Genomic DNA, 20,484 nt, shown 5'->3' with positions numbered 1-20,484 from the left:
TCCGGACGGAATTTGCGCGCTTCCGCCCGAAGGAGCCGGAGTCGTCACGACCGGAATCGAAGGAGCGGGAGTGGATTGCACCGGCTCGCTTTGTACCGGCGACGTGCTGACCGGCGTTCCGCCGGAAGACGGCGATTCGCTCGGGTCAGGCGTATTCGAAGCAGCCGGAGCCGCCGTGCGGCCGGAGACCTTCACGCCTTGCGATTCGTTGTCGGCCGTATCGACGGTCGTCAAACGGAAAGCGTAAGCCGTATCCGGCGAGAGATTAAGAGCTTGATACGTACTTTGCGTCACTGTCGTGAACGTCGTGTCGGTGCCGCTGTACACGCGGACTTCTTTGAAGTCGCTGTCAGACGGCGACGTCCAGTTCAGCGTCAGGCTGTCGGTAGTCGCCGCCGCCACTTTGGCGTCGGACACTTCCGCCGGAGCAGTGGAGTCTTTGCGGTCGCTGAACGTGATAAAGCCGTTGCCGTACAGGTTATCCCGACCCGGAGCGCCGAGATCGACGGCGTAGCTGTTCAGCAGTCCGCGCAGGTTGGCCGCCGAAGCGGAAGGGTTCTTTTCTTTGAGCAAAGCCAGCTCGCCCGCGACATGCGGAGCCGCTTGCGACGTGCCGCTCATTGTGGCGTAGCCCGTGCTGCCGTTCAGGCCTGCCGGATACGTGGAAAAGATTTCGCTTCCCGGCGCGGCTACGTCGACCTTCGGACCGGTCGAAGAAAACTCGGAGCGGTTGAGACTCTGGTCGACCGCCGCTACGGAGATGACGCTGGAATATTTGGCCGGATAGCCGACCGTGTCCTGATCGGTATTCGAAGCCGTGCCGCTGTTGCCGGCGGAAGCGACGACAAGGATACCCTGGTTGTACGCTTTGTCGACCATATCATGGAGCGATTGGGCATCCGAGTCGCCGCCGAGCGACAAGTTGATGATGTCCATTTTGTTTTGGATCGCCCAGTCGAGGCCTTCCAGCACGTCGACCAGCGTGCCTTTGCCGTTGGCGCCCAGCGATTTGACCGCGTACAGCGAGACGCCCGGAGCTACGCCCGCGACTCTGCCGTTGCCGCTGTCGGCGGCGATGATGCCGGCGACGTGCGTGCCGTGGCCGTTATCGTCGGCATAGTTGGTGCTGTTTTCGCTGCCGACCGTGGAGATGCCGCCCGCGATATTCAGTTCGGGATGGGCCGAGATGCCGGAATCGACGACGGCCACTTTGACGCCTTTGCCGGTGAAGCCTTGCTTCCACATCGTGTCGGGGGCCGTTTTTTTATAATTCCAGTTGCTCGCTTCATTGAGATTGGCCGCCGGCGTCGTGCTTGCCGTTTCGAGATCGGTCAATTGGAACGTGACGTTGCGCTCGATGTAATCGATATCCGGGTTGTCCACCAGATCGCGCAAATCTTCCGCGCTCACGGTAGCGGCCACGGCCGGAACGTTTTTGAATTCGTGCTGAATTTCTTCGCTCTGCTCGATGGCGGCTTCTTTTCCGTCGGCGTTTTTATATACGATGACGACGTCCTGATCCGCTTCTTCAGCTACCGCTTTCGGAACTGATCCTATTGGAGCCAGCAAAGGCAGAGCGAGCAGGGAAGAAAGGGCGATCGATAGATGTTTTTTATTCATGGATGAAGGTCCTCCCTAATCTGAAATGCCTAAAATTTAAGTTCTTTTTATGTATCGGCGGCAATAATCGACAAACTTATAGTCCAAGTCAGTTTTACGCAAAAAAGTTTTGGGAAAGGTAATTGGAAAACGATAGACACAACTGGGGAGTTTATCCGAATAGTCATAGAAAGAAGTTGACTGAAAGCGCTTTTAACCGTAATCTATAATCAAACCTAATCAAAAGTTAATCAATATATCATAGAAAGAACATAAATCTACCTTCTATCGCAAAGGAGAACGGATTATGAACGAGCAACCTATTCGCTGGGGGATAGCACCGATCGGTTGGCGAAACGACGATATGCCGGAGATTGGAGCAGGCAATACACTCTCTCATCTGCTAAGTGATATCGTCGTCGCGGGGTTTGAAGGAACGGAGGTCGGCGGTTTTTTCCCGGATGCTCAAGTATTGAACAAAGAGCTTGCGCTGCGCAATCTACGGATTGCCGGACAGTGGTTCAGCAGTTACATCATTCGTGACGGGATCGAACTTGTCATAGAGCCTTTTCGCAAGCAGTGTCGATATTTGCGGGAAGTAAAAGCCGATGTCATCGTCGTATCCGAGCAGACAGGAAGCATTCAAGGAACGGAGCAGAATGTATTTGCGGAAAAGCCGAACTTTGACGACGCCGAATGGGAGCAGCTATGTGCCGGACTGAATGAACTGGGGGCCGTCGCGAAAGAATACGGGCTGCGTCTTGTTTATCATCATCATATGGGCACGGGCGTCCAGACAACGGAAGAGGTCGATCGGCTGATGGACGGCACTGATCCGGCGCAGGTGGCTTTGTTATATGATACGGGACATATTTTCGTATCCGACGGCGATTACATGACGCTGCTGCGCAAGCATATCGGCCGAGTCGGCCATGTGCATTTTAAAGATGCGCGACGGGTGGTACTGGATGATTGCCGCGAGAACGGAAAATCGTTTATGCAGTCTTTTTTGAACGGGATGTTCACGGTGCCGGGCGACGGCTGTATTGATTTTCGGGAAGTTTACGATCTGTTGCTTCAACAAGGCTACCAGGGCTGGATCGTGATCGAAGCCGAGCAGGACCCCGATGTGGCGCACCCGCTTGAGTATGCCTTGATCGCGCGGCGTTACATAGACGGGCAACTGTTGAATCGTTTGCAGGTCTGATTCGGAACAAACTCATATCGATCCATATCGGGAGGAACGGAAGATGACATTGAAAATCGGGGTTATCGGAACAGGCGCAATCGGAAAAGACCATATTCGGCGGATTACATCCAATCTGTCCGGGGGACGGATCACGGCGGTGACCGATGTGAACGAAGCGGCGGCAAAAGCGGTCGTGGAACAATACGCATTGGATGCGGCGGTCTATCCGGACGACAAATCTTTGCTGGCTCAAGCCGACATCGACGCCGTGCTGGTCACGAGCTGGGGACCTGCCCATGAACAAAGCGTGCTGGCGGCGATCGAAGCGGGCAAATACGTGTTTTGCGAAAAGCCGCTGGCGACGACAGCCGAAGGTTGCCGCCGGATCACGGACGCGGAGATCAAGCATGGCAAAAGGCTGGTGCAGGTCGGCTTTATGCGCCGTTACGACAGCGGATACGTGCAGCTCAAGCAAGCCATCGACGAGCAGATGATCGGCGAGCCGCTGATGATCCGCTGCGCGCACCGCAACCCGGAATCCGGCCCGAACTATACGAGCGATATGGCGATTACCGACACGCTGATCCATGAGATCGACGTGCTGCATTGGCTGCTCGACGACGATTACCGATCGGTCCAGGTCTCCTATCCGAGAAAAACGCGTCACGCCCTAAGCCATATGCGCGATCCGCAGGTCGTCCTGCTGGAAACGAACGGCGGCGTGCTGATCACGGCGGAAATTTTCGTCAATTGCCGCTACGGCTACGATATCCAGTGCGAAGTGATCGGCGAAGACGGAATCGTGAAGCTGCCCGAACCGTCGTCGATCTCGCTGCGCAAAGAAGCGATGTTCGGCACGCGTATTCTAATGGATTGGAAAGACCGGTTTATTGAAGCGTACGATCGCGAGATTCAGGACTTTATCGATTCGGTCGGACGCGGCGAGCTGCAAGGGCCGACCGCTTGGGACGGATATATCGCGGCGGTAACGGCGGATGCTTGCGTGAAAGCGCAGGAGAGCGGGCAGCGCGAAGAGATTGCGTTGGACGAGAAGCCTGCGTTGTACGCGGGACAGGCAGTAGGTCAGGTGTGAGGCGTTGGCTTCCAGCCGATCATGGCGATACTGGGCCGATGGACTGAAACGGGCTTATCGGGATTGCGTAAGCGATACAACGTCAAAGAACCTTATTCCTTTATTCGGGAATGAGGTTCTTGTTGCGCGCTTAGAAGCGGTCAGGCGAAAAGGCGGTGAAATCGGCGGCTAACGGACATCCGATCCGTTAAAGTTGCGCAGAGGGTTGATTTAGGCTTTTAAAGGACATAGAATCCGAGCCGTACGCGTTACACCTGCCGCAGCGCGATCCCGTTGGCACGGCACGATTCCGCGTAATCCGCAGGCAGGTCGCTCGAAGTCACCAATACGTCCAGATCCGCAAAATCCGCATACGTCAGCAGCGTCGATCGCCCGAACTTATCGGAATCCGCCAGCAAAATCAGCTTTTCGGTTCGTTTGGCGATCGACTTTTTGATCTCGTATTCCAGTAGATCCGAGTTGGTCAGTCCATGCGCCAAGCTCACTCCTGTTGCGGACATGAACGCTTTGTTGACGTTATACTTTTCCAAAGCCCGCATATCGTCGACGCCTACAAAAGAGCGCGTGCTGCGTTTATACGTGCTGCCGACGACAAGCAAATGAACATTCGGCATGGAAGCTGCGCTGTTGATGACATCGAGACTGTTGGTCAAGATGGTGAGATGCCGATCCGGTTCCAAAAAGTTCATGATATTGCAGGTAGTTGTCCCGGAGTCGATAAAGATCAGATCGTTCTCCTCGACATATTCGGCGGCCAAACGTCCGATTTCGGTCTTTTCGTCCCGACGCTCGACGTTACGGTTTTCGAACGAAATCAATTTTTCCGCAGACACGACGCCTCCGTACACTTTTTCGATCGAGCCTTTTTGCAGGATCTGATTGATATCGCGGCGAATCGTATTTTTGGATACGTCGAAGGTTAGACAAAGTTCGTCCAACGTGACATTTTTGCGGCTATGAATATACGTTTCGATATCCCGGAGTCGTCTCGTCTTCATGGGCATTCTCCTGTGTGGTTGATACGCAGAATTATAGAGTTGTTGCTCAAGTTAATCAACAGTTAATTATATATTGATCGGTTTTATCTAGACTTGACGTCGAGAAAAGGGTTGTATATCATGAAAACATAATCAAAATATAACCAAATGTAACAGCGGTTTTGGTGCATAAGCCAGGAGCGACTGCGAGAGGAGCCCAATGATGAGCGCGATCCCGACTACCGCAAGAAAATTGAAGAACTACGTCGGCGGCCAATGGATAGAAAGCCGAACGGCGCAATATGAGAACGTTTACAATCCGGCCACGAAAGAATTGATTTGCCAAGTACCGCTTTCGACGAGAGAAGACCTGGAGCATGCGGCGGAAGTGGCCCAAGCGGCTTTCGAAAAGTGGAAAAAGGTTGCCGTTCCGCGCCGCGCTCGTATTCTCTTCAATTACCAGCAGCTTCTGAGCACGCACAAAGACGAACTGGCCCGGCTGATCACGATCGAGAACGGCAAAAGCTTGAGCGAAGCGATCGGCGAAGTGCAGCGCGGCATCGAGAATGTCGAGTTTGCGGCCGGGACGCCTTCCCTGATGATGGGCGATTCGCTCGCGACCATCGCGACGGACGTGGAAGCGGCGAATTACCGTTATCCGCTCGGCGTGGTCGGCGGCATCGCTCCTTTCAACTTTCCGATGATGGTGCCGTGCTGGATGTTTCCGATGGCGATCTCGCTCGGCAACGCGTTTATCCTCAAGCCGTCCGAACGCACGCCGCTGCTGACCGAACGCCTTGCGGAGCTGTTTACGGAAGCGGGGCTGCCGGATGGCGTGTTCAATATCGTGTACGGCGCGCATGACGTGGTGAACGGCATTTTGGAGCATCCGGAGGTCAAAGCCGTATCGTTCGTCGGTTCCAAGCCAGTCGGCGAATACGTGTTCAAAAAAGGCAGCGAACACCTCAAACGCGTACAGGCGCTCACCGGGGCGAAAAACCATACGATCGTGCTAAGCGACGCGAATATCGACGATACGATCACGAACGTGGTGTCCGCGGCTTTCGGCTCGGCGGGGGAACGTTGCATGGCGTGCGCGGTGCTGACCGTGGAAGAAAGCATCGCAGACGAATTCATCGCCCGGCTGAAAGAAAAAACGCTCGGCGTCAAGATGGGCAACGGACTCGACGACGGCGTGTTCCTGGGGCCGGTTATTCGCGAAGAGAACAAGCAACGGACGCTGTCTTATATCGAAAAAGGCATCGAAGAAGGCGCGACCTTGTTAACGGACGGACGCGAACGGATGCAAGGCGACGGCTACTTTATCGGTCCGACGATCTTCGAAGGCGTAACGCCGAAGATGACGATCTGGAAAGACGAGATTTTCGCGCCCGTGCTGTCCGTGATCCGCGTTAAAAACCTGAAAGAAGCGGTCGAGATCGCCAATAAGTCGGAATTCGCCAACGGCGCGTGCTTGTTCACGGGCAATGCCCATGCGATCCGTTATTTCCGCGAAAATATCGATGCCGGCATGCTCGGAATCAATCTCGGCGTTCCCGCTCCGATGGCGTTTTTCCCGTTCTCCGGCTGGAAATCGTCGTTCTACGGCACGCTGCACGCCAACGGCAAAGACAGCGTTGACTTCTATACCCGCAAAAAGGTCGTGACGGCGCGGTATACGGAACCGACTTTCGAATAACATAGCGCGTACAGTCGACGGAACGTTTTTCGATGCAAAAGGAGGAGTGGGCGTGGTCAGTCATTTACAGCGCAAACCGCTGAACGAAAGTCGCGGAAGCGTAACCCTTTTACAAGAAGTCATGAGAAAAGATTCGGGCTTGCACTATGTCGGATTTCGGTTAATCGAGCTTGCGCCGGGCGCGGTCTACGAAGAAACGCTGGACAGCGACGAATGCTGCATCGTGGCGTTGACCGGACGGATCGACGTGACGCAGGGCGAGCATGTTTTTACGAATATCGGGACCCGGGAAAGCGTGTTTGATCGTAAGCCCACGGACAGCGTGTTCGTTTCCGGCGGTCAATCCTTCAAAGTTGCAGGGGTGTCGAACGCCAAAGTCGCGCTGTGCTACTCGCCTTCGACCCGCCCGCTGCCGACCAAGCTGATCAAAGCGCAAGACGTCGGAACCGAGCAGCGCGGCAAGTATCAAAACAAACGCACCGTACACAACATTTTACCGGATTCCGATCCGTCCGCCAGCAGTCTGCTTGTCGTCGAAGTGTATACGGAGGGCGGCAACTTCTCCAGTTACCCGCCGCACAAGCACGACCGGGATGATCTGCCGCAGGAATCGTTACTGGAAGAGACGTATTATCATGAACTCGATCCGCAGCAGGGTTTTGCGTTCCAACGGGTGTACACGGACGACCGCAGCCTGGACGAAACGATGGCCGTGGAGCATGGCGACGTCGTGATCGTGCCTGTCGGTTATCATCCGGTAGGCGTGCCTGACGGATATTCGTCCTATTATTTGAATGTCATGGCCGGTCCGCAGCGAATCTGGAAGTTCCATAACGATCCGGATCATGAATGGATTTTGCTACGTTGACCCGCAAATAAGCCGAAGGAGGCTGCGAACCCATGAGCAACCGCGCAAGCAGCAAAAAGTTCGATCTGATCGCAATCGGCCGAGCGTGTATCGACCTGAATGCGACGGAGTATAATCGGCCGATGGAAGAAACGATGACGTTTACCAAATACGTCGGCGGTTCCCCGGCCAATATCGCGATCGGTTCGGCCAAACTCGGATTGAAAACAGGCTTTATCGGCAAGATCGCGGACGATCAGCATGGACGTTTTATCCGTAGTTATATGGAAAAAGCGGGGATCGACGTCTCCGGTATGGTCGTGGATCAAGAAGGGCATAAAACGGGGCTTGCTTTTACCGAAATCAAAAGTCCCGACGAATGCAGCATCCTGATGTACCGCGACGATGTAGCCGATCTGTATCTGCGACCTGACGAGGTAACCGAAGACTACATCCGGCGTGCCGATCTGCTGGTCGTATCCGGTACGGCATTGGCGCAAAGCCCTTCGCGCGAAGCGGTGCTCAAATCCGTACACTTGGCGAAAAAGAACGGCGTGGAGATCGTGTTCGAACTGGATTACCGTCCGTATACGTGGAAATCTGCGGAGGAGACAGCGGTCTATTACAGACTCGTCGCCGAGCAGGCGGATATCGTAATCGGCACGCGAGACGAATACGATATCATGGAAAACGCGGTCGGCGGCTCCAATGAACGGACGACGGAAGAGTTTTTCAAACATACTCCGCGCATCGTGGTTATCAAGCACGGCGTGGAAGGTTCTTACGCGTATACGCGCGAAGGCGGGACGTACCGCGCTCAAGCCTACAAAACGAAAGTGCTCAAAACGTTCGGCGCGGGCGACTCCTATGCTTCGGCTTTCCTGTACGCACTCGTGCAAGGCAAAGACTTGGAAACGGCGCTCAAGTACGGCAGCGCTTCGGCGTCGATCGTCGTGAGCCGGCACAGTTCGTCGGATGCGATGCCGGGTGTGAACGAGATCGAGGCATTGATTGCCGACCAGCCCGTGCTTCATTCTTAACACGTTCAAGCCGCGCGTCCTCGGTAGGCGAGTATGTTCCCGGAGACGGCGCACCGATGTATCAATTTCATAAAAGGTGGATGTCTATATGGGCCATACAATCACATTGACTACAGCGCAGGCGCTGATTAAGTTTTTGAACCAACAATACATCTCCGTCGACGGGGTGGAAACGCCGTTCGTCGAAGGGATCTTCACGGTGTTCGGACACGGTAACGTGCTCGGGATCGGACAGGCTTTGGAGCAGGACCCGGGGCATTTGAAAGTGTTTCAGGGCAAAAACGAGCAGGGCATGGCGCACTCCGCGATCGCGTATGCGAAAGAAAAGCTACGCCGCAGCATTTACGCGGTAACGGCTTCGTCCGGTCCGGGCTCGGCCAATCTGGTGACGGCGGCGGCGACGGCGCTGGCGAACAATCTTCCGGTACTGCTGCTGCCTGCGGATACGTTCGCTTCGCGCCAGCCCGATCCGGTGCTTCAGCAGTTCGAGCAGGAATACAGCTTTGCTGTGACTACGAATGATGCGCTAAAGCCGGTGTCCCGGTATTGGGATCGGATCACCCGTCCCGAGCAGTTGATGAGCAGTTTGCTGCGAGCGTTCGAAGTGCTGACCGATCCGGCCCGCAGCGGTCCGGCGACGATCTGCATCTGTCAGGATACCGAAGGGGAAGCGTTCGATTATGACGAAGGCTTTTTCCGAAAACGGGTGCATTACATGGATCGCCTTCAGCCGAGCGTCCGGGAGCTGGATGCGGCCGAGGAGCTAATTCGAGCAAGCAAAAAGCCGCTGCTGCTGGTCGGAGGAGGGGCGAAGTATTCCGGCGCGCGTGAAGAGTTGATCGCTTTTTCGCGGGCGCACCATATTCCGTTGGTCGAGACGCATGCGGGGAAGTCGACGGTCGAGTACACGTTTGCCAACCATCTGGGCGGAACGGGCGTGCTTGGGACGTCGGCTGCGAATGCGATCGCGCGCGAAGCGGATCTGGTGATCGGCGTCGGCACGCGATACACGGATTTTACGACGTCTTCGAAAACAGCGTTTGATTTCGAACAGACACGGTTTTTGAATATCAACGTCAGCCGGATGCAGGGATATAAGCTGGAAGGCGTACCGGTCGTGGCCGACGCGAAAGTCGCGATCGCCGCGCTGCACGAACGTCTGGACGGCTATCAAAGTGAATTCGGTACGCGTATTTCCGAGCTGAAATCCGCATGGGATGCCGAGCGCGATCGTTTGGGCGGGGTGCGGTTCGAGCGGCAGGGGTTCGACCCGGAGATCAAAGGACACTTTTCCCAAGAGATTCTGAACGAATACGCGGACGCGCTCGGGACAGAATTCGCGCAGACGGCGGCGCTGATCGCGATCAACGAAGCGGTAGACAAAGAAAGCGTGGTCGTCTGCTCGGCAGGCTCGCTTCCCGGCGATCTTCAGCGATTGTGGAATGTGGAAGCGCCGAATACGTATCATTTGGAGTATGGCTATTCTTGCATGGGCTACGAGATCGCGGGCGCGCTGGGCATCCGTCTCGCCAAGCCGGACCGCGAAGTGTACGCGATGGTCGGCGACGGCAGCTTCCTGATGCTGCATTCGGAGCTGGTGACGGCGCTTCAGACCGGCAACAAGATCAATATCATGCTATTCGACAATTCCGGCTTCGGCTGTATCAACAATCTTCAGATGGGCAACGGCGGCGGCAGCTTCCACTGCGAATTCCGCAACTATGAGGGCAACGTAATGAATATCGACTATGCGAAGATCGCGGAAGGTTACGGAGCAAAAGTCTATCGGGCCAACACGGTTGAAGAAGTCCGAGCGGCGATCGAAGACGCGAAAAAACAAACCGTCTCGACCCTGATCGAAATGAAAGTTTTGCCGAAAACGATGAGCGAAGGCTATGACAATTGGTGGAACGTGGGCGTCGCGGAAGTATCGGAGAGCGAAGAGGTACAGTCGGCGTACAAACGCAGGGCGGAGATGCTGAAGACGGCCAAGCAGTATTGAAGCGGTTGAATTGAAAAGGTGAAGCGACGATCGTAGCGGAAGGTTCGCTGCTCTGGCGTTGGACATGCCGAAAAAGCGTCCGTATTCTTTTTTTGACGAGAAGAATACGAACGCTTTTTATTATGCTCAGCGAACAAAACCGTGATATTGCTTTGTGCGGCTTGATCAGAAAAAACGTCGTCAAGGCGTCGCGATCTTCACGTTATGTTCCTTGGCATACTTCACATAGTCTTCGTTCGGCGTGCTATTCGTGACCAGCACGTCGATATCGCTGAGCGAGCAGTAAGTCGTCAGCGCGTATTTGTCGAATTTGCTGTCGTCGATCAAAAGAAACACATTCAGGCTTTTTTGTACGACGGTGCTTTTGATATCCGTTTCCAGCGGCGAGGAATTGGTCACGCCATTGGTCAGCGAGACGCCGGTGGACGCGACGAACGCTTTGTTGATATTGTATTTTTTCAGCAGTTCGATGCTTTGAAAGCCGACGAACGAATCCGTTTTGCGCTCGAACATGCCCCCTGTGGAGAAGATGCTCAGTCCCGGGTACGGCTTGGCCTGATGGATAAAGTCGAAATTGTTGGTCACGACCGTGATTTGCTTTTGGCTGATAAAAGGAAGCATCTCGATCGTCGTCGTGCCGGAGTCGATAAAGATCACGTCTCCGTTTTCGACATACTGCGCCGCAAGGCGACCGATTTCCTGCTTTTTGGTCAGATTGCGGTCTTTGCGTTCATCGAATACGACCAGCGTGGAATGATTGACCGACACGCCGCCGTATACTTTGCGAAACACGCCGGAATCGACCAGATCCTTCACGTCGCGGCGGATGGTATTCATGGAAACGTCGAAATGCCGGACCAGTTCTTCCAGCGACACGGACTCATGTTCGAACACATATTCTTTCAATTGATTGATACGTTGGGATTTAATCATTTATGGTTCTCCTAAGCAGGGAATTTGTGAGGTGTTGATCAACTTCTTTGTTTCTTATTGTATAGGTAAATCGTGCGGAGCAAAAGAAAAATAGAGAAGTATTGAGCAAGTGTAAAAAGAAACGAAAGGTCGATTTCAAGTGTTCTTTAAAAAAGGGGGAATCGGCTTGCATATGTTGATTTACAACGATCCGTCCGGCGAAGCTTACCGTAAACTCATCGACGATAGGGTAACCCGCACCGCTACGTTTTCATTAAAAGGCCCGCGTATCCGAAAATTCCCGGAGCCGGACGAGCCGCCGCTTCCCGAATGGCCTTTGCTTGCAATTTGCTGGAAAATGAGAATCCGGCTATATTAAAAAAGTTACTGAAATTGAAGTCCGTGAACACGGCGCGCGATAGCGGAGCCTACAGCGGACCGCATAGTCGGGGGTATTTTGAATGAACATTTACAATAATCCTTCGGGGGAAGCTTATGATCGGTTGATCGACTACGCGATGGAACATTGCGAGACGTTTTCGTTGATAGATACCCGGCCGCCTGGAGGAGACGAGTATGATATCCCGCCGGCTTTTCCGCTGCGGATCGTGGAAGAGTTGAAGCCTTATCTGGTGCGGGAAAAATGGGTCGAGGTCAATGCGTACAGTCCGTTTCCTTACGATCAGCCCGTGTACGTCTGGGCCTGCTGCCCGGAAGCCGCGAAGATCGTCAAAACATACACGGACAATCTGCTGGGCTGGCTGGGAGAAAAGATGCCGGAAGACCTTTGTTTTCAAACCGAAGACGGCGAAGACTGGCTCTGGACGGTGACGCACGAAGGTTATCGCGAGCTGCGGGTGACGCCGGAAGAAACGGAAGCGTTAAAAGAACCGCTGCGAGGCGTGATGCTGGTGGATCGTCAGGCGCCGTTGTCGGCGGAAAAACTGTTCGAGCTGGCGAAATATCACGAGTCGGACCGGTTTGCGTTCACGGGATCGGGCAGCGCACAGGTGTTGCCTCGTTTGCACGAAATCCCAAGCTTGCGCATGATCGACTTGTTCGACGCGCATATCGCCGAATTGCCGGACACGTTGTTCGATCTGCCGCACTTGGAGAAAGTGAAGATCTGGACCGGCAATTTGCACGGCATTCCGGCCGCGATCGGTCGTGCGCAAGCTTTGACCGACCTGACGATCTATAACGGATGCCATCCGGACCCGCACGGCGAGCCGGATTGGCAAGCCCCTGCGAAAGAAGAATTGAAGCTCACTGTTTTACCGCCGGAGATCGGTGAATTGACGCAGCTTCGAACGCTCGACATTACATACAGCGGCTTGACGGAACTTCCGGACGAGCTGGCGAATTTGCGGAAGCTTGACTATCTGAATCTGGTCAATCATCTTATCGAACAGAAACCGGCCGTATTAAAAAAGCTGAATCAGGCGAAAAGCATCACGTTCAGAACGACCGGCTTTTTTTAATGCGTGGATCACGCTGCTCGATATGCAGTTCATGTTCGTATGAAACCGGAAGAAAGGATACCTATGGACAAAAGGGAATGGCTTGAACGCAATCAAGTCTTCGTGTACGGGGTCGCGCTGCTCGTGGGCTTGACGGCCGGACTGCTCAGCGAGCCGTTCGGCCACATCGTCGAAGCTTGGATTTCCCCGCTGCTGGCGGTGCTGCTCTACGGGATGTTCACGCTGATTCCGTTTTTGAAATTGCGTGAAGCGTTGGCAGACGGCAGATTTATGGTTGCGCTGCTGCTGACGAATTTCGTGCTCGTTCCGGTTGCGGTCGGCGGACTGCTCCGTCTGTTTCCGCAGCCGGAAGCGGTCGCGATCGGGGTCTGTCTGGTGCTGCTGACGCCGTGCATCGATTACGTGATCGTGTTCACGGCGCTGGGAAAAGGCGACGCGAAAGCGATGACGGCGGCGACGCCCGTCTTGTTCGTCGCGCAGATGGCGCTGCTGCCGCTGTATTTGCGCTTGTTCGCGGGCGACGCAGCGGCTGGGTTGATGCAGATCGGCCCTTTTATCGAAGCGTTCCTGCTGCTGATCGCGCTGCCGTTGGCAGCGGCGATCCTGACGCAATTGTGGGCCAAGCGGGGAGAAGCTTCCGCGAACGGCGCAGACGCGCCTTCGACCGTCGGGCCTGCCGAATCGACAGAACCTGCGCGATCGGCTCCCGACTCCGTCGGTACCCGCGTGCTGGAGGCGGCCGCCTGGCTTCCGGTTCCTTTTATGGCGTTGGTGCTCGTAGCGGTTACGGCTTCCCAGATCGGCCGGATCGCGGACGATCCGCTTCCGGTGCTGAACGTGCTGCCGATCTATATGCTGTTTATGATCGTGATGCCGCTGATCGCGCGAACGGTCGGTCGGCTGCTGCGTCTGGACGTCGGCCGCGGCCGCGCGCTGATCTTCAGTTCGTTCACCCGCAATTCGCTCGTCGTGCTGCCGCTAGCGCTTGTGTTGCCGGGCGAAGCGGCGGGTACGGCGGCGGCCGTGATCGTGGCGCAAACGATGATCGAGCTGATCGGCGAGTTGGTGTACGTGCGCGTCGTGCCGAAACGGTTATGGCGAGGGTGAGACGAGTATAACTGCTTTGCAAGGAGGAATTAGCCATGAATTGGCGATCGGAATGGACGCCTCGGCCCGTATCTTCGGCGAAACTGCGGGACATCGAGCAAGCGATCGGAGAGATTGAACGATTGCTTGAAAAGGGGGACGAAGCAGCGGCGGCAGATAAAGTGCGTCTGCTGAATCAAACGTGCGGCCGAAACGAGAGTGTCTGGCTTTTTCGCGATTACCGCGAATCCGGGTCGATTACGGAGCTGGCGCTGCGGCTTTCGCAGCCGGCTCCTGTCCGCGTCGGCAACGTGAAGCGCGAAGAATGGGTAGAGTTGGTGCGCCGTATTCAGGACCCGGAATATTCGGAAGCCGTGTCGCGCGATTCGCTACCGCTGCCCGATTCAGGTCAAGCGAAACTGTCGGACGGAGACCGGTTCGCGTTTCTTCAAGACTTTTATCTGGACGTGCTGACCGCCAACGTGTCGATGCCTGGTCTGTCCGATCTGATCTTCTGGGACGATCTGGAACCGGAAGAGATCGCGGATCGGATACAGGCGTATCGGCCGATCCAACTTCCTCCGGGCTGAATCGCGTCGGACCCAAAAAGCCGCTGCTTGCATCCTGCGTCGCCTGATCGGCATCGCGGTTTGCAAGCAGCGGCTTTTTGCGTTGCACGACTCATTTTGCGTTGCGTAACTACATTTGGCTATCGGCTTCATGCCGGTAACGATTCAGGTCGATCCGGCCGCTGAGACCGAACTCGACGCCTTCGGCTTCGAGCTTTTCCTGCTGCTCCCCGCCGCCGCCGTGTTCGTCCAAAGCGATCTCGCCGCGAATATTGACGACCCGGTGCCAAGGCAGTCCGTATTTGCGGCTCATCGAGTGCAGGATACGGACGACTTGCCGCGCGCCGCGCGGACTTCCGGCTGCGGCGGCGACTTGCCCGTAGCTCATGATCCGGCCTGCGGGAATCGTGCGAATCGTCTCGACGACGGCCCGGGTGAACGGCGCCAGATCGGCCAGATCGCTTTCGGCATCTTTTTCCGAGTCGTCATTTGCTGCGTTATGCGATTTGTCGCTTGGCCGTACCGCCGCCGTTTTAGTTTTTTTGCTGCGTTTTTCGTTTTGGGCTGCGGCGGCCTGCATATCGTTCAGAAACTCGGCATCGAATTCCGCGCGAAGCCGTTCTTGTTCGTTCATGCGCTTTGTTCCTTTCCTTTCTCGTTCAACTTTTGGCGATATTTTCGTTCACTTGCTGCTCGATCCGTTCGAACGTGATATCCCAATGCGAAGCGTGCCACAGTGTTTGACCGTTTTGGATCAGCAAAATTTGCGGCGATTCGTGTTTGATGCCCAGCTTGCTTTCGATCTCGTTGGAGACGGGACGACATTCGATCACTTTGACCAGCGCGCAGACGATCGGACGTTTCGGTTTGCGGGTGTAGACGTTGAATTCTTTGAACGCGGCGCCGCTGATCGGGCAGGCCGTGCTGTGTTTGAGCAGCAGCAGAGCGCGTTCGCCGGATTGATCCAGCAGCGTTTGCCATTGCTCGATCGACTCTATTTCGAAATAATTGGGTTTCATCGCGGTGAACTCCTCTCGGTGTCGGTGCGACATGGGGTCCGGTATGGACGCGTTAGTCGGCTTTTTTCATTATACCCGTTTTTGGGGCTACGGCATAAAGAAGCGAATCTCGCGAATTTGCGTCATGCGCCGTATTTTTTTATCGAAAAATGGATGTGAGCGTCAAACGCGGCGTTGGGGGATGGTATGATAACGACAGACAGCGAATCGGCTTGCCGCATACGGGGGATAAGCTCGGCAAGCCGTGAACGAAACTATGCCGAGGAGGAATCATCATGGGACATCGAATACGGGCATTTATCCTGACGGCAGTCGTCGCGGCAAGCCTGATTTCGGGCGGAACGCCGACGTACGCGTTTTCCGATATTTCGGATGCCAATCAGGCCGCGATCGTGCAGTCTTTGCAGGATAAAGGCTTGATTCAGGGTGTCAGCGCCGACAAATTCGCTCCGAACGCCAAACTGACGAACGCGCAAGCCGTGCAGTTGATCGTGGACGCGATCAGTCTGGACTCGGCCAAAAAGAAATCCGACGCGCCGGGCTGGTTTGCCGCAGTGCCAAGAAGCGCGTGGTACGCCGACGCGCTCAAAACGGCGTTGGAACGCGGCGTCGTGATCGACGGCACCTGGGACGCCAACGGCAATCCGACCCGCCAACAGTTCGCCAAACTGCTGTATCTGGGTCTGCTGCAAAAAGGCAACTACGCCAAAGTGAGCAAATACACCTCGATCGCCGACGCCAAGCAGATCGCCGCGAAAAACCGCGTCGCGGTCGAGTATCTGCTGATGACCAAGATCGCTTCGCTCGACAAAAGCAAAAATTTCCGGCCGACGACGGCGATCACGCGGATGGAAGCGGCGGAAATGATCTTTTACGCCGAGCGTATGGTCAACAAAAGCTATGCGTCTTCCGGCGCGGCGACGGTCACGTACAAAGTCGAAAACGTCGATCCGAATTTCAACAAAGTCACGCTGACCCGCACCAATCTGCCGGGCGCGGGATACGGGTTGAAAATTCAGAGCGTGCAGTTCGTATCGGATACGGAAGCGGTCATCACGTATGTGCCGACCGACCCGCCCGCGACGTCTTCGGGCACGACGTATCCGGCCAGCGCCACGGCATACGTGCCGGTTATCTACGATATTACGGTCAAAGCGCAGTAAGGAAAGCGTCGACTGGACGAGGATTATCGGTCTCTGAAAAGGAGAAAAAACCATGAACTCGAACCCAATATTGAACGAAGCCAACCGAAAAGAACCGCTGCTCCCGAAATGGAAACCGGGCGACACGATCCGCTTGATCGCTCCCGCGCGAAGCTTTTCGATCGTCGGCGCGGAATCCCGCGAATGGGCGGAAAGCCGGTTGGCGGAGTGGGGACTGCGCGTGACATACGGCAAGCACGCGGAAGAATGCGACGATTTCGGTTCGACGTCCGTCGGGCGCGGGAATGTCCGGCTGATTTTGGAAGACGTTTGACGCGAAGAAGCAACAAGCCATACGTATCGAAGCGGCGTATCGAGCTGAGGAGGAAACTTATTGCGCATTTACGATTTTGACGAAAAGCAAGGCAAAACGATCGACCGGTTCGGCAGCGAAAATCTGACCGTGACCGGTTTGCTCGGAGCTTCGGGCGACACGCCTTTGGTCTGTATGTATATCGGAAAAAACGGAACGGTGGGCCGGCATGACGCCGTATCGCAGCAGTTGTTCATGGTCGTGTCCGGGGAAGGCTGGGTCAGCGGCGCGGACGGCGAGCGGGTGGCGATCCGGGCGGGGCAAGCGGCTTTTTGGGAAAAAAACGAATCGCACGCTTCCGGCAGCGAATCCGGCATGACGGTGATCGTCGCCGAAAGCGAACAGTTGAATATGCGGTTGTAAAAAGACGATCGAATGAAAACGGGGAATTTTCGATCAAATCATTTTCAACAAGCTTGGTGAGCTGCGGCTCTCCGGGCTTTTTTTGTTTGCATAAACGTGGTAACGGAGCCGTTCTGGCCCGCTTATTTAAAATTGAAAATAATTGTTGACCTCTGTCTCTTTTTTCATATATAATTCGGAAGCAAAGTTTAAAACGTTTGTTTTAAACGACAGTTTAATCGGCGGCAATCAGCCTGACCGAGAAAAGGAGAATATTCGAATGGGTCAAATTTTCAAAGCATTTCTCAAACTGCCGACGACAAAAGTGGGGATCATCACGGCTGTTTTGTTTCAATTGATTTTTACCGTGGTCTGGATGACGGGGTATCAAGGCATCAACGACCGGATCGACCAACTCAATGTGGCGATCGTGAACGAAGATGAAGCGATGGGCGCGACGATCGTGGAAAACTTGCAGCAAAATCTGCCGGTCGGCGTGAAAACGGGCATGAGCCTCGCGGAAGCGCAAAACATGCTGCAAGAGCGTCAGGTGCAGATGATCGTGCAGATTCCGTCGGATTTCGCGTCCAAAGCGCAATCGCAAGATCCGGCTTCGATCAACTATTTCATTAACGAGTCGAATCCGGTCACGATCAAAAACATGATGACGTCGATCGCGGACAACATCACGTCTACGGTGAACAAACAAGCCGTGACCAACGGTATGACCGGCATTTTGTCGAGCCAGGCCAAGCTTCCGCAGGAAGCGGCGCAAACGGCGGCGGCCGTGATGTCCGAGCGCGTCGTGTCCAATATCGAGTCGGTCAACGTCGTGCAAGGCATGAACAACCAGATGGTACCGATGATGATGGTATTGGCTTCGTACGTTGGCGCGATGATCATGGGTCAAAACTTCCAAATCTCGTCCAAAGCGCTCGGCGCCCGTTTCGGACGCTGGCAGCGCATGGCGGTACGTCTGATCGTAACGGCGGCTTCCTCGGTGGTCGTGTCGCTGGTCGGTACGTCGCTCGTGGCGGCTTTCGGCGGACAGATGGCTCATGGGTTCCTGGCGCTGTGGGGCTTCCAGGCATTGTTCCTGCTGACGTTCATGTTCGTGGCGCAGATGTTCCTGTTCGTGTTCGATATGGCGGGCATGCTGTTCAATATCCTGGTGCTGTCGGTGCAATTGGTCTCGTCCGGCGCGATGATGCCGCGCGAACTGCTACCAGACTTTTACCAGGCTATCGGTCATATTTTCCCGGCCACGTACGCGGTCGAAGGTCTGATGAACGTGCTGTTCGGCGGTACCGGCACTTCGGGCGACGTGGCGGCGCTGCTAGTCATTATCGCGGTGTCGCTCGTGCTGATCGTCGGGTCCACGGCGCTTCGCCGCGATAAAGCTCCCGTTCCTCCGACTGTGGCGGCTGCGGAAGCATAATGGTATGATACAAGCATAAGCGTACGCAAAAGGACGGACAGTGTTGACAAGGCACTAGAGAGCCGCCGCGAAAGCGGCGGTTCTTTTTTAGCGGGGAGAGGAAGCGGGCATGGGCAAGGAAGAACACGTGAAGACGAGAATCGTGAAAGCGGCTAAAAAACTGATGGCGGAAAAAGGATTCGAATCGACGACGGTACGGGAAATCTGCGCGGAAGCGGATGCGAACCTGTCTTTGGTGTCGTATTATTACGGCGGCAAAGAGCACGTATTCGAAGCGGTGCTGGATACTTTTATTCCGATCGTCGAAGCAAGCCGGATTCTGGGCGAACGCAATCTCGATCCGGTCGAAGGCGTATGTACGCTGGTGCGGGAGATCGTGCTGTTTCGCGGTTCCGATTCCGGCATCTCGCGCATCATCCACCAGGAGATGGTCCGTCAGACGCCGCGTACGGCACTCGTGCAAAAACGTATCATGCCCGCTTGGAAGCTGATTCGCGAATTTCTCGACGAAGGACGCAAATCGGGAGAGTTCCATTTCCGCTCGCTCGATATGGCTATGGTGCAGCTTCTGGGCAGCGTGCTGTTCGGAGACAACCGCAGCGGCCTGGTTCCGATCATGGTCGAAAAGTTCCCGGATCCGGACAATCAGGTGTCGGACGTGCTGGCTTTCGTGCTCGGCGGAATCGGCTACCGGGGCGAGGCGCGTTTTGCTGGTGAACCGATTATTCCCCAATGGGCGCGAATGGCGAACGAAGAATCGGAGAACGGCTCATGAACGCGTTGGAAAAAGGGTCCGGAATTCAGCGTTTGGTCGGCGAATGGTGGCCGTTCCTGCTGATCGCCGGCGCGGCGCTGCTGCTGATTTTGGCGGTATGGCGCTTGGCCGCGCGGCGCAGACGCCGTATTCGCAGGCAGCTCGATCCGCGCCGGATCACGATCAAAGACATCGACAATATGCTCGACGGCTCGGATTTCGAACGGTATCTGCACCGCTTGTTCACGGAGCTTGGCTATGAGGATGTGCATAAAACGAGCACGAGCGGCGACTTCGGCGCCGACCTCGTGTTCGCCGACCGTTACGGCGAGCGCACCGTGCTTCAAGCCAAGCGTTACTCGCCCAGCAATCCGGTAGGCTTGTCCGCCGTGCAGGAAGTGTACGGTTCCATGCGCGCGTACGGCGCGGGTCGCGCGATCGTGCTGACCTCCGGCCGCTACACCGCCGCGTGCCGCAAACTCGCCGCCTACAACGGCGTCGTCCTGCTGGACCGTGAGGATCTGGAACAGATCATCGATTATTTTAAAAGCAAACAGATCGAAGCCGCGATGGAAACCATCGAACGCGAACCGGAAGACCCTCCTCAGCAATTGCAAACGTAGATCATACAAAACCCTCGACTTCGCTTATTGGCGGAAATCGGGGGTTTTTGCGTCGAAAAGGATGCTGTCAGCGAGAGCACCTGTCCGTTGCGCGAGCACTCCTTCGGCCAAGCAGCCCCAACTACGCTCTAACGGAACGAGCCGACACTTAGAGATCATTTTTGGGCATCTGAAAAGTCTAACGGAACCAAGAGACGCTTAGAATAGAATTCGCTTTGCTTTTCGTAGAAAAACCGGAAAACCGAGCACTTAACGGCAATACGATCCGTTACGATTCCCAAAAGAGTAGATTTGTCCTT

At 55.3% G+C, this 20,484-nt stretch carries 21 protein-coding genes; 16 read left to right on the top strand and 5 right to left on the bottom strand.

What is annotated here, in order from left to right; genetic code table 11:
• The coding region (locus WKI47_RS03835; protein WP_340225869.1) for a S8 family peptidase at nucleotides 1-1,620 on the bottom strand (1,620 nt) is incomplete at its 3' end.
• Between the two features lie 286 nt (nucleotides 1,621-1,906).
• Here WKI47_RS03835 and iolE point away from each other — a divergent pair.
• Nucleotides 1,907-2,806: a myo-inosose-2 dehydratase gene (iolE, locus tag WKI47_RS03830; protein ID WP_340225868.1), complete on the top strand. Its 900-nt coding sequence runs from the start codon at nucleotides 1,907-1,909 to the stop codon at nucleotides 2,804-2,806.
• Nucleotides 2,807-2,849: 43 nt separating this feature from the next.
• Nucleotides 2,850-3,881, top strand: coding sequence for a Gfo/Idh/MocA family oxidoreductase (locus WKI47_RS03825; protein ID WP_340225867.1), 1,032 nt, complete (start codon nucleotides 2,850-2,852; stop codon nucleotides 3,879-3,881).
• A gap of 248 nt (nucleotides 3,882-4,129) precedes the next feature.
• Here WKI47_RS03825 and WKI47_RS03820 read toward each other — a convergent pair whose 3' ends face one another.
• The gene (locus WKI47_RS03820; RefSeq protein ID WP_340225866.1) at nucleotides 4,130-4,879 is read right to left on the bottom strand and encodes a DeoR/GlpR family DNA-binding transcription regulator; all 750 of its coding nucleotides are present in this window, start codon (nucleotides 4,877-4,879) and stop codon (nucleotides 4,130-4,132) included.
• Between the two features lie 202 nt (nucleotides 4,880-5,081).
• Between WKI47_RS03820 and iolA the strand changes: the two genes are divergently transcribed.
• The 4 genes from iolA (at nucleotide 5,082) to iolD (ending at nucleotide 10,446) form a co-directional block, all read left to right on the top strand.
• Nucleotides 5,082-6,557, top strand: coding sequence for a methylmalonate-semialdehyde dehydrogenase (iolA, locus tag WKI47_RS03815; RefSeq protein ID WP_340225870.1), 1,476 nt, complete (start codon nucleotides 5,082-5,084; stop codon nucleotides 6,555-6,557).
• A 52-nt stretch (nucleotides 6,558-6,609) separates the two neighbouring features.
• Nucleotides 6,610-7,425, top strand: coding sequence for a 5-deoxy-glucuronate isomerase (gene iolB, locus WKI47_RS03810; RefSeq protein WP_340225865.1), 816 nt, complete (start codon nucleotides 6,610-6,612; stop codon nucleotides 7,423-7,425).
• A 32-nt stretch (nucleotides 7,426-7,457) separates the two neighbouring features.
• Nucleotides 7,458-8,444, top strand: a complete 987-nt coding sequence (iolC, locus tag WKI47_RS03805; RefSeq protein WP_340225864.1) for a 5-dehydro-2-deoxygluconokinase — start codon at nucleotides 7,458-7,460, stop codon at nucleotides 8,442-8,444.
• Between the two features lie 88 nt (nucleotides 8,445-8,532).
• Complete coding sequence (iolD, locus tag WKI47_RS03800; RefSeq protein ID WP_340225863.1) at nucleotides 8,533-10,446, top strand: 3D-(3,5/4)-trihydroxycyclohexane-1,2-dione acylhydrolase (decyclizing); 1,914 nt, start codon at nucleotides 8,533-8,535, stop codon at nucleotides 10,444-10,446.
• 180 nt (nucleotides 10,447-10,626) lie between these two features.
• On the opposite strand, the gene WKI47_RS03795 is transcribed toward iolD, so the two are convergent.
• On the bottom strand, nucleotides 10,627-11,379 hold the full coding sequence (locus WKI47_RS03795) for a DeoR/GlpR family DNA-binding transcription regulator (RefSeq protein ID WP_340225862.1): 753 nt from the start codon (nucleotides 11,377-11,379) through the stop codon (nucleotides 10,627-10,629).
• Between the two features lie 166 nt (nucleotides 11,380-11,545).
• Between WKI47_RS03795 and WKI47_RS03790 the strand changes: the two genes are divergently transcribed.
• From WKI47_RS03790 to WKI47_RS03775, 4 genes are all read left to right on the top strand, one after another.
• Nucleotides 11,546-11,737: a hypothetical protein gene (locus tag WKI47_RS03790; protein WP_340225861.1), complete on the top strand. Its 192-nt coding sequence runs from the start codon at nucleotides 11,546-11,548 to the stop codon at nucleotides 11,735-11,737.
• 82 nt (nucleotides 11,738-11,819) lie between these two features.
• A complete protein-coding gene (locus WKI47_RS03785; protein WP_340225860.1) occupies nucleotides 11,820-12,839 on the top strand; it encodes a hypothetical protein in 1,020 nt (339 codons plus the stop codon).
• A 63-nt stretch (nucleotides 12,840-12,902) separates the two neighbouring features.
• The gene (locus WKI47_RS03780; RefSeq protein ID WP_340225859.1) at nucleotides 12,903-13,946 is read left to right on the top strand and encodes an arsenic resistance protein; all 1,044 of its coding nucleotides are present in this window, start codon (nucleotides 12,903-12,905) and stop codon (nucleotides 13,944-13,946) included.
• A gap of 35 nt (nucleotides 13,947-13,981) precedes the next feature.
• A complete protein-coding gene (locus tag WKI47_RS03775) occupies nucleotides 13,982-14,515 on the top strand; it encodes a hypothetical protein (protein ID WP_340225858.1) in 534 nt (177 codons plus the stop codon).
• A gap of 109 nt (nucleotides 14,516-14,624) precedes the next feature.
• Here WKI47_RS03775 and WKI47_RS03770 read toward each other — a convergent pair whose 3' ends face one another.
• Complete coding sequence (locus tag WKI47_RS03770; protein WP_340225857.1) at nucleotides 14,625-15,128, bottom strand: MGMT family protein; 504 nt, start codon at nucleotides 15,126-15,128, stop codon at nucleotides 14,625-14,627.
• A gap of 25 nt (nucleotides 15,129-15,153) precedes the next feature.
• The gene (gene ytxJ / locus WKI47_RS03765) at nucleotides 15,154-15,513 is read right to left on the bottom strand and encodes a bacillithiol system redox-active protein YtxJ (protein ID WP_340225856.1); all 360 of its coding nucleotides are present in this window, start codon (nucleotides 15,511-15,513) and stop codon (nucleotides 15,154-15,156) included.
• 275 nt (nucleotides 15,514-15,788) lie between these two features.
• On the opposite strand from ytxJ, the gene WKI47_RS03760 reads away from it, so the two are divergent.
• The 6 genes from WKI47_RS03760 (at nucleotide 15,789) to WKI47_RS03735 (ending at nucleotide 20,185) form a co-directional block, all read left to right on the top strand.
• The gene (locus WKI47_RS03760) at nucleotides 15,789-16,676 is read left to right on the top strand and encodes an S-layer homology domain-containing protein (RefSeq protein WP_340225855.1); all 888 of its coding nucleotides are present in this window, start codon (nucleotides 15,789-15,791) and stop codon (nucleotides 16,674-16,676) included.
• 52 nt (nucleotides 16,677-16,728) lie between these two features.
• Nucleotides 16,729-16,989: a hypothetical protein gene (locus tag WKI47_RS03755; RefSeq protein WP_340225854.1), complete on the top strand. Its 261-nt coding sequence runs from the start codon at nucleotides 16,729-16,731 to the stop codon at nucleotides 16,987-16,989.
• 60 nt (nucleotides 16,990-17,049) lie between these two features.
• Nucleotides 17,050-17,391 (top strand): cupin domain-containing protein, encoded by a 342-nt coding sequence (locus WKI47_RS03750; protein WP_340225853.1) that lies wholly within the window; start codon nucleotides 17,050-17,052, stop codon nucleotides 17,389-17,391.
• Nucleotides 17,392-17,650: 259 nt separating this feature from the next.
• Nucleotides 17,651-18,808 (top strand): YhgE/Pip domain-containing protein, encoded by a 1,158-nt coding sequence (locus WKI47_RS03745; RefSeq protein ID WP_340225852.1) that lies wholly within the window; start codon nucleotides 17,651-17,653, stop codon nucleotides 18,806-18,808.
• A 109-nt stretch (nucleotides 18,809-18,917) separates the two neighbouring features.
• Nucleotides 18,918-19,583 (top strand): TetR family transcriptional regulator, encoded by a 666-nt coding sequence (locus tag WKI47_RS03740; RefSeq protein WP_340225851.1) that lies wholly within the window; start codon nucleotides 18,918-18,920, stop codon nucleotides 19,581-19,583.
• Complete coding sequence (locus WKI47_RS03735; RefSeq protein WP_340225850.1) at nucleotides 19,580-20,185, top strand: restriction endonuclease; 606 nt, start codon at nucleotides 19,580-19,582, stop codon at nucleotides 20,183-20,185. Before WKI47_RS03740 ends, WKI47_RS03735 begins: the two co-directional genes overlap by 4 nt.
• Nucleotides 20,186-20,484: the final 299 nt, after the last annotated feature.

Origin of the sequence: Saccharibacillus sacchari (assembly GCF_037722395.1) — a bacterium.
Classification (GTDB): Bacteria; Bacillota; Bacilli; order Paenibacillales; family Paenibacillaceae; genus Saccharibacillus; species Saccharibacillus sacchari_A.
The sequence above is the reverse complement of the archived record's forward strand: the minus strand, read 5'-3'. Positions and strand labels throughout refer to the sequence as shown.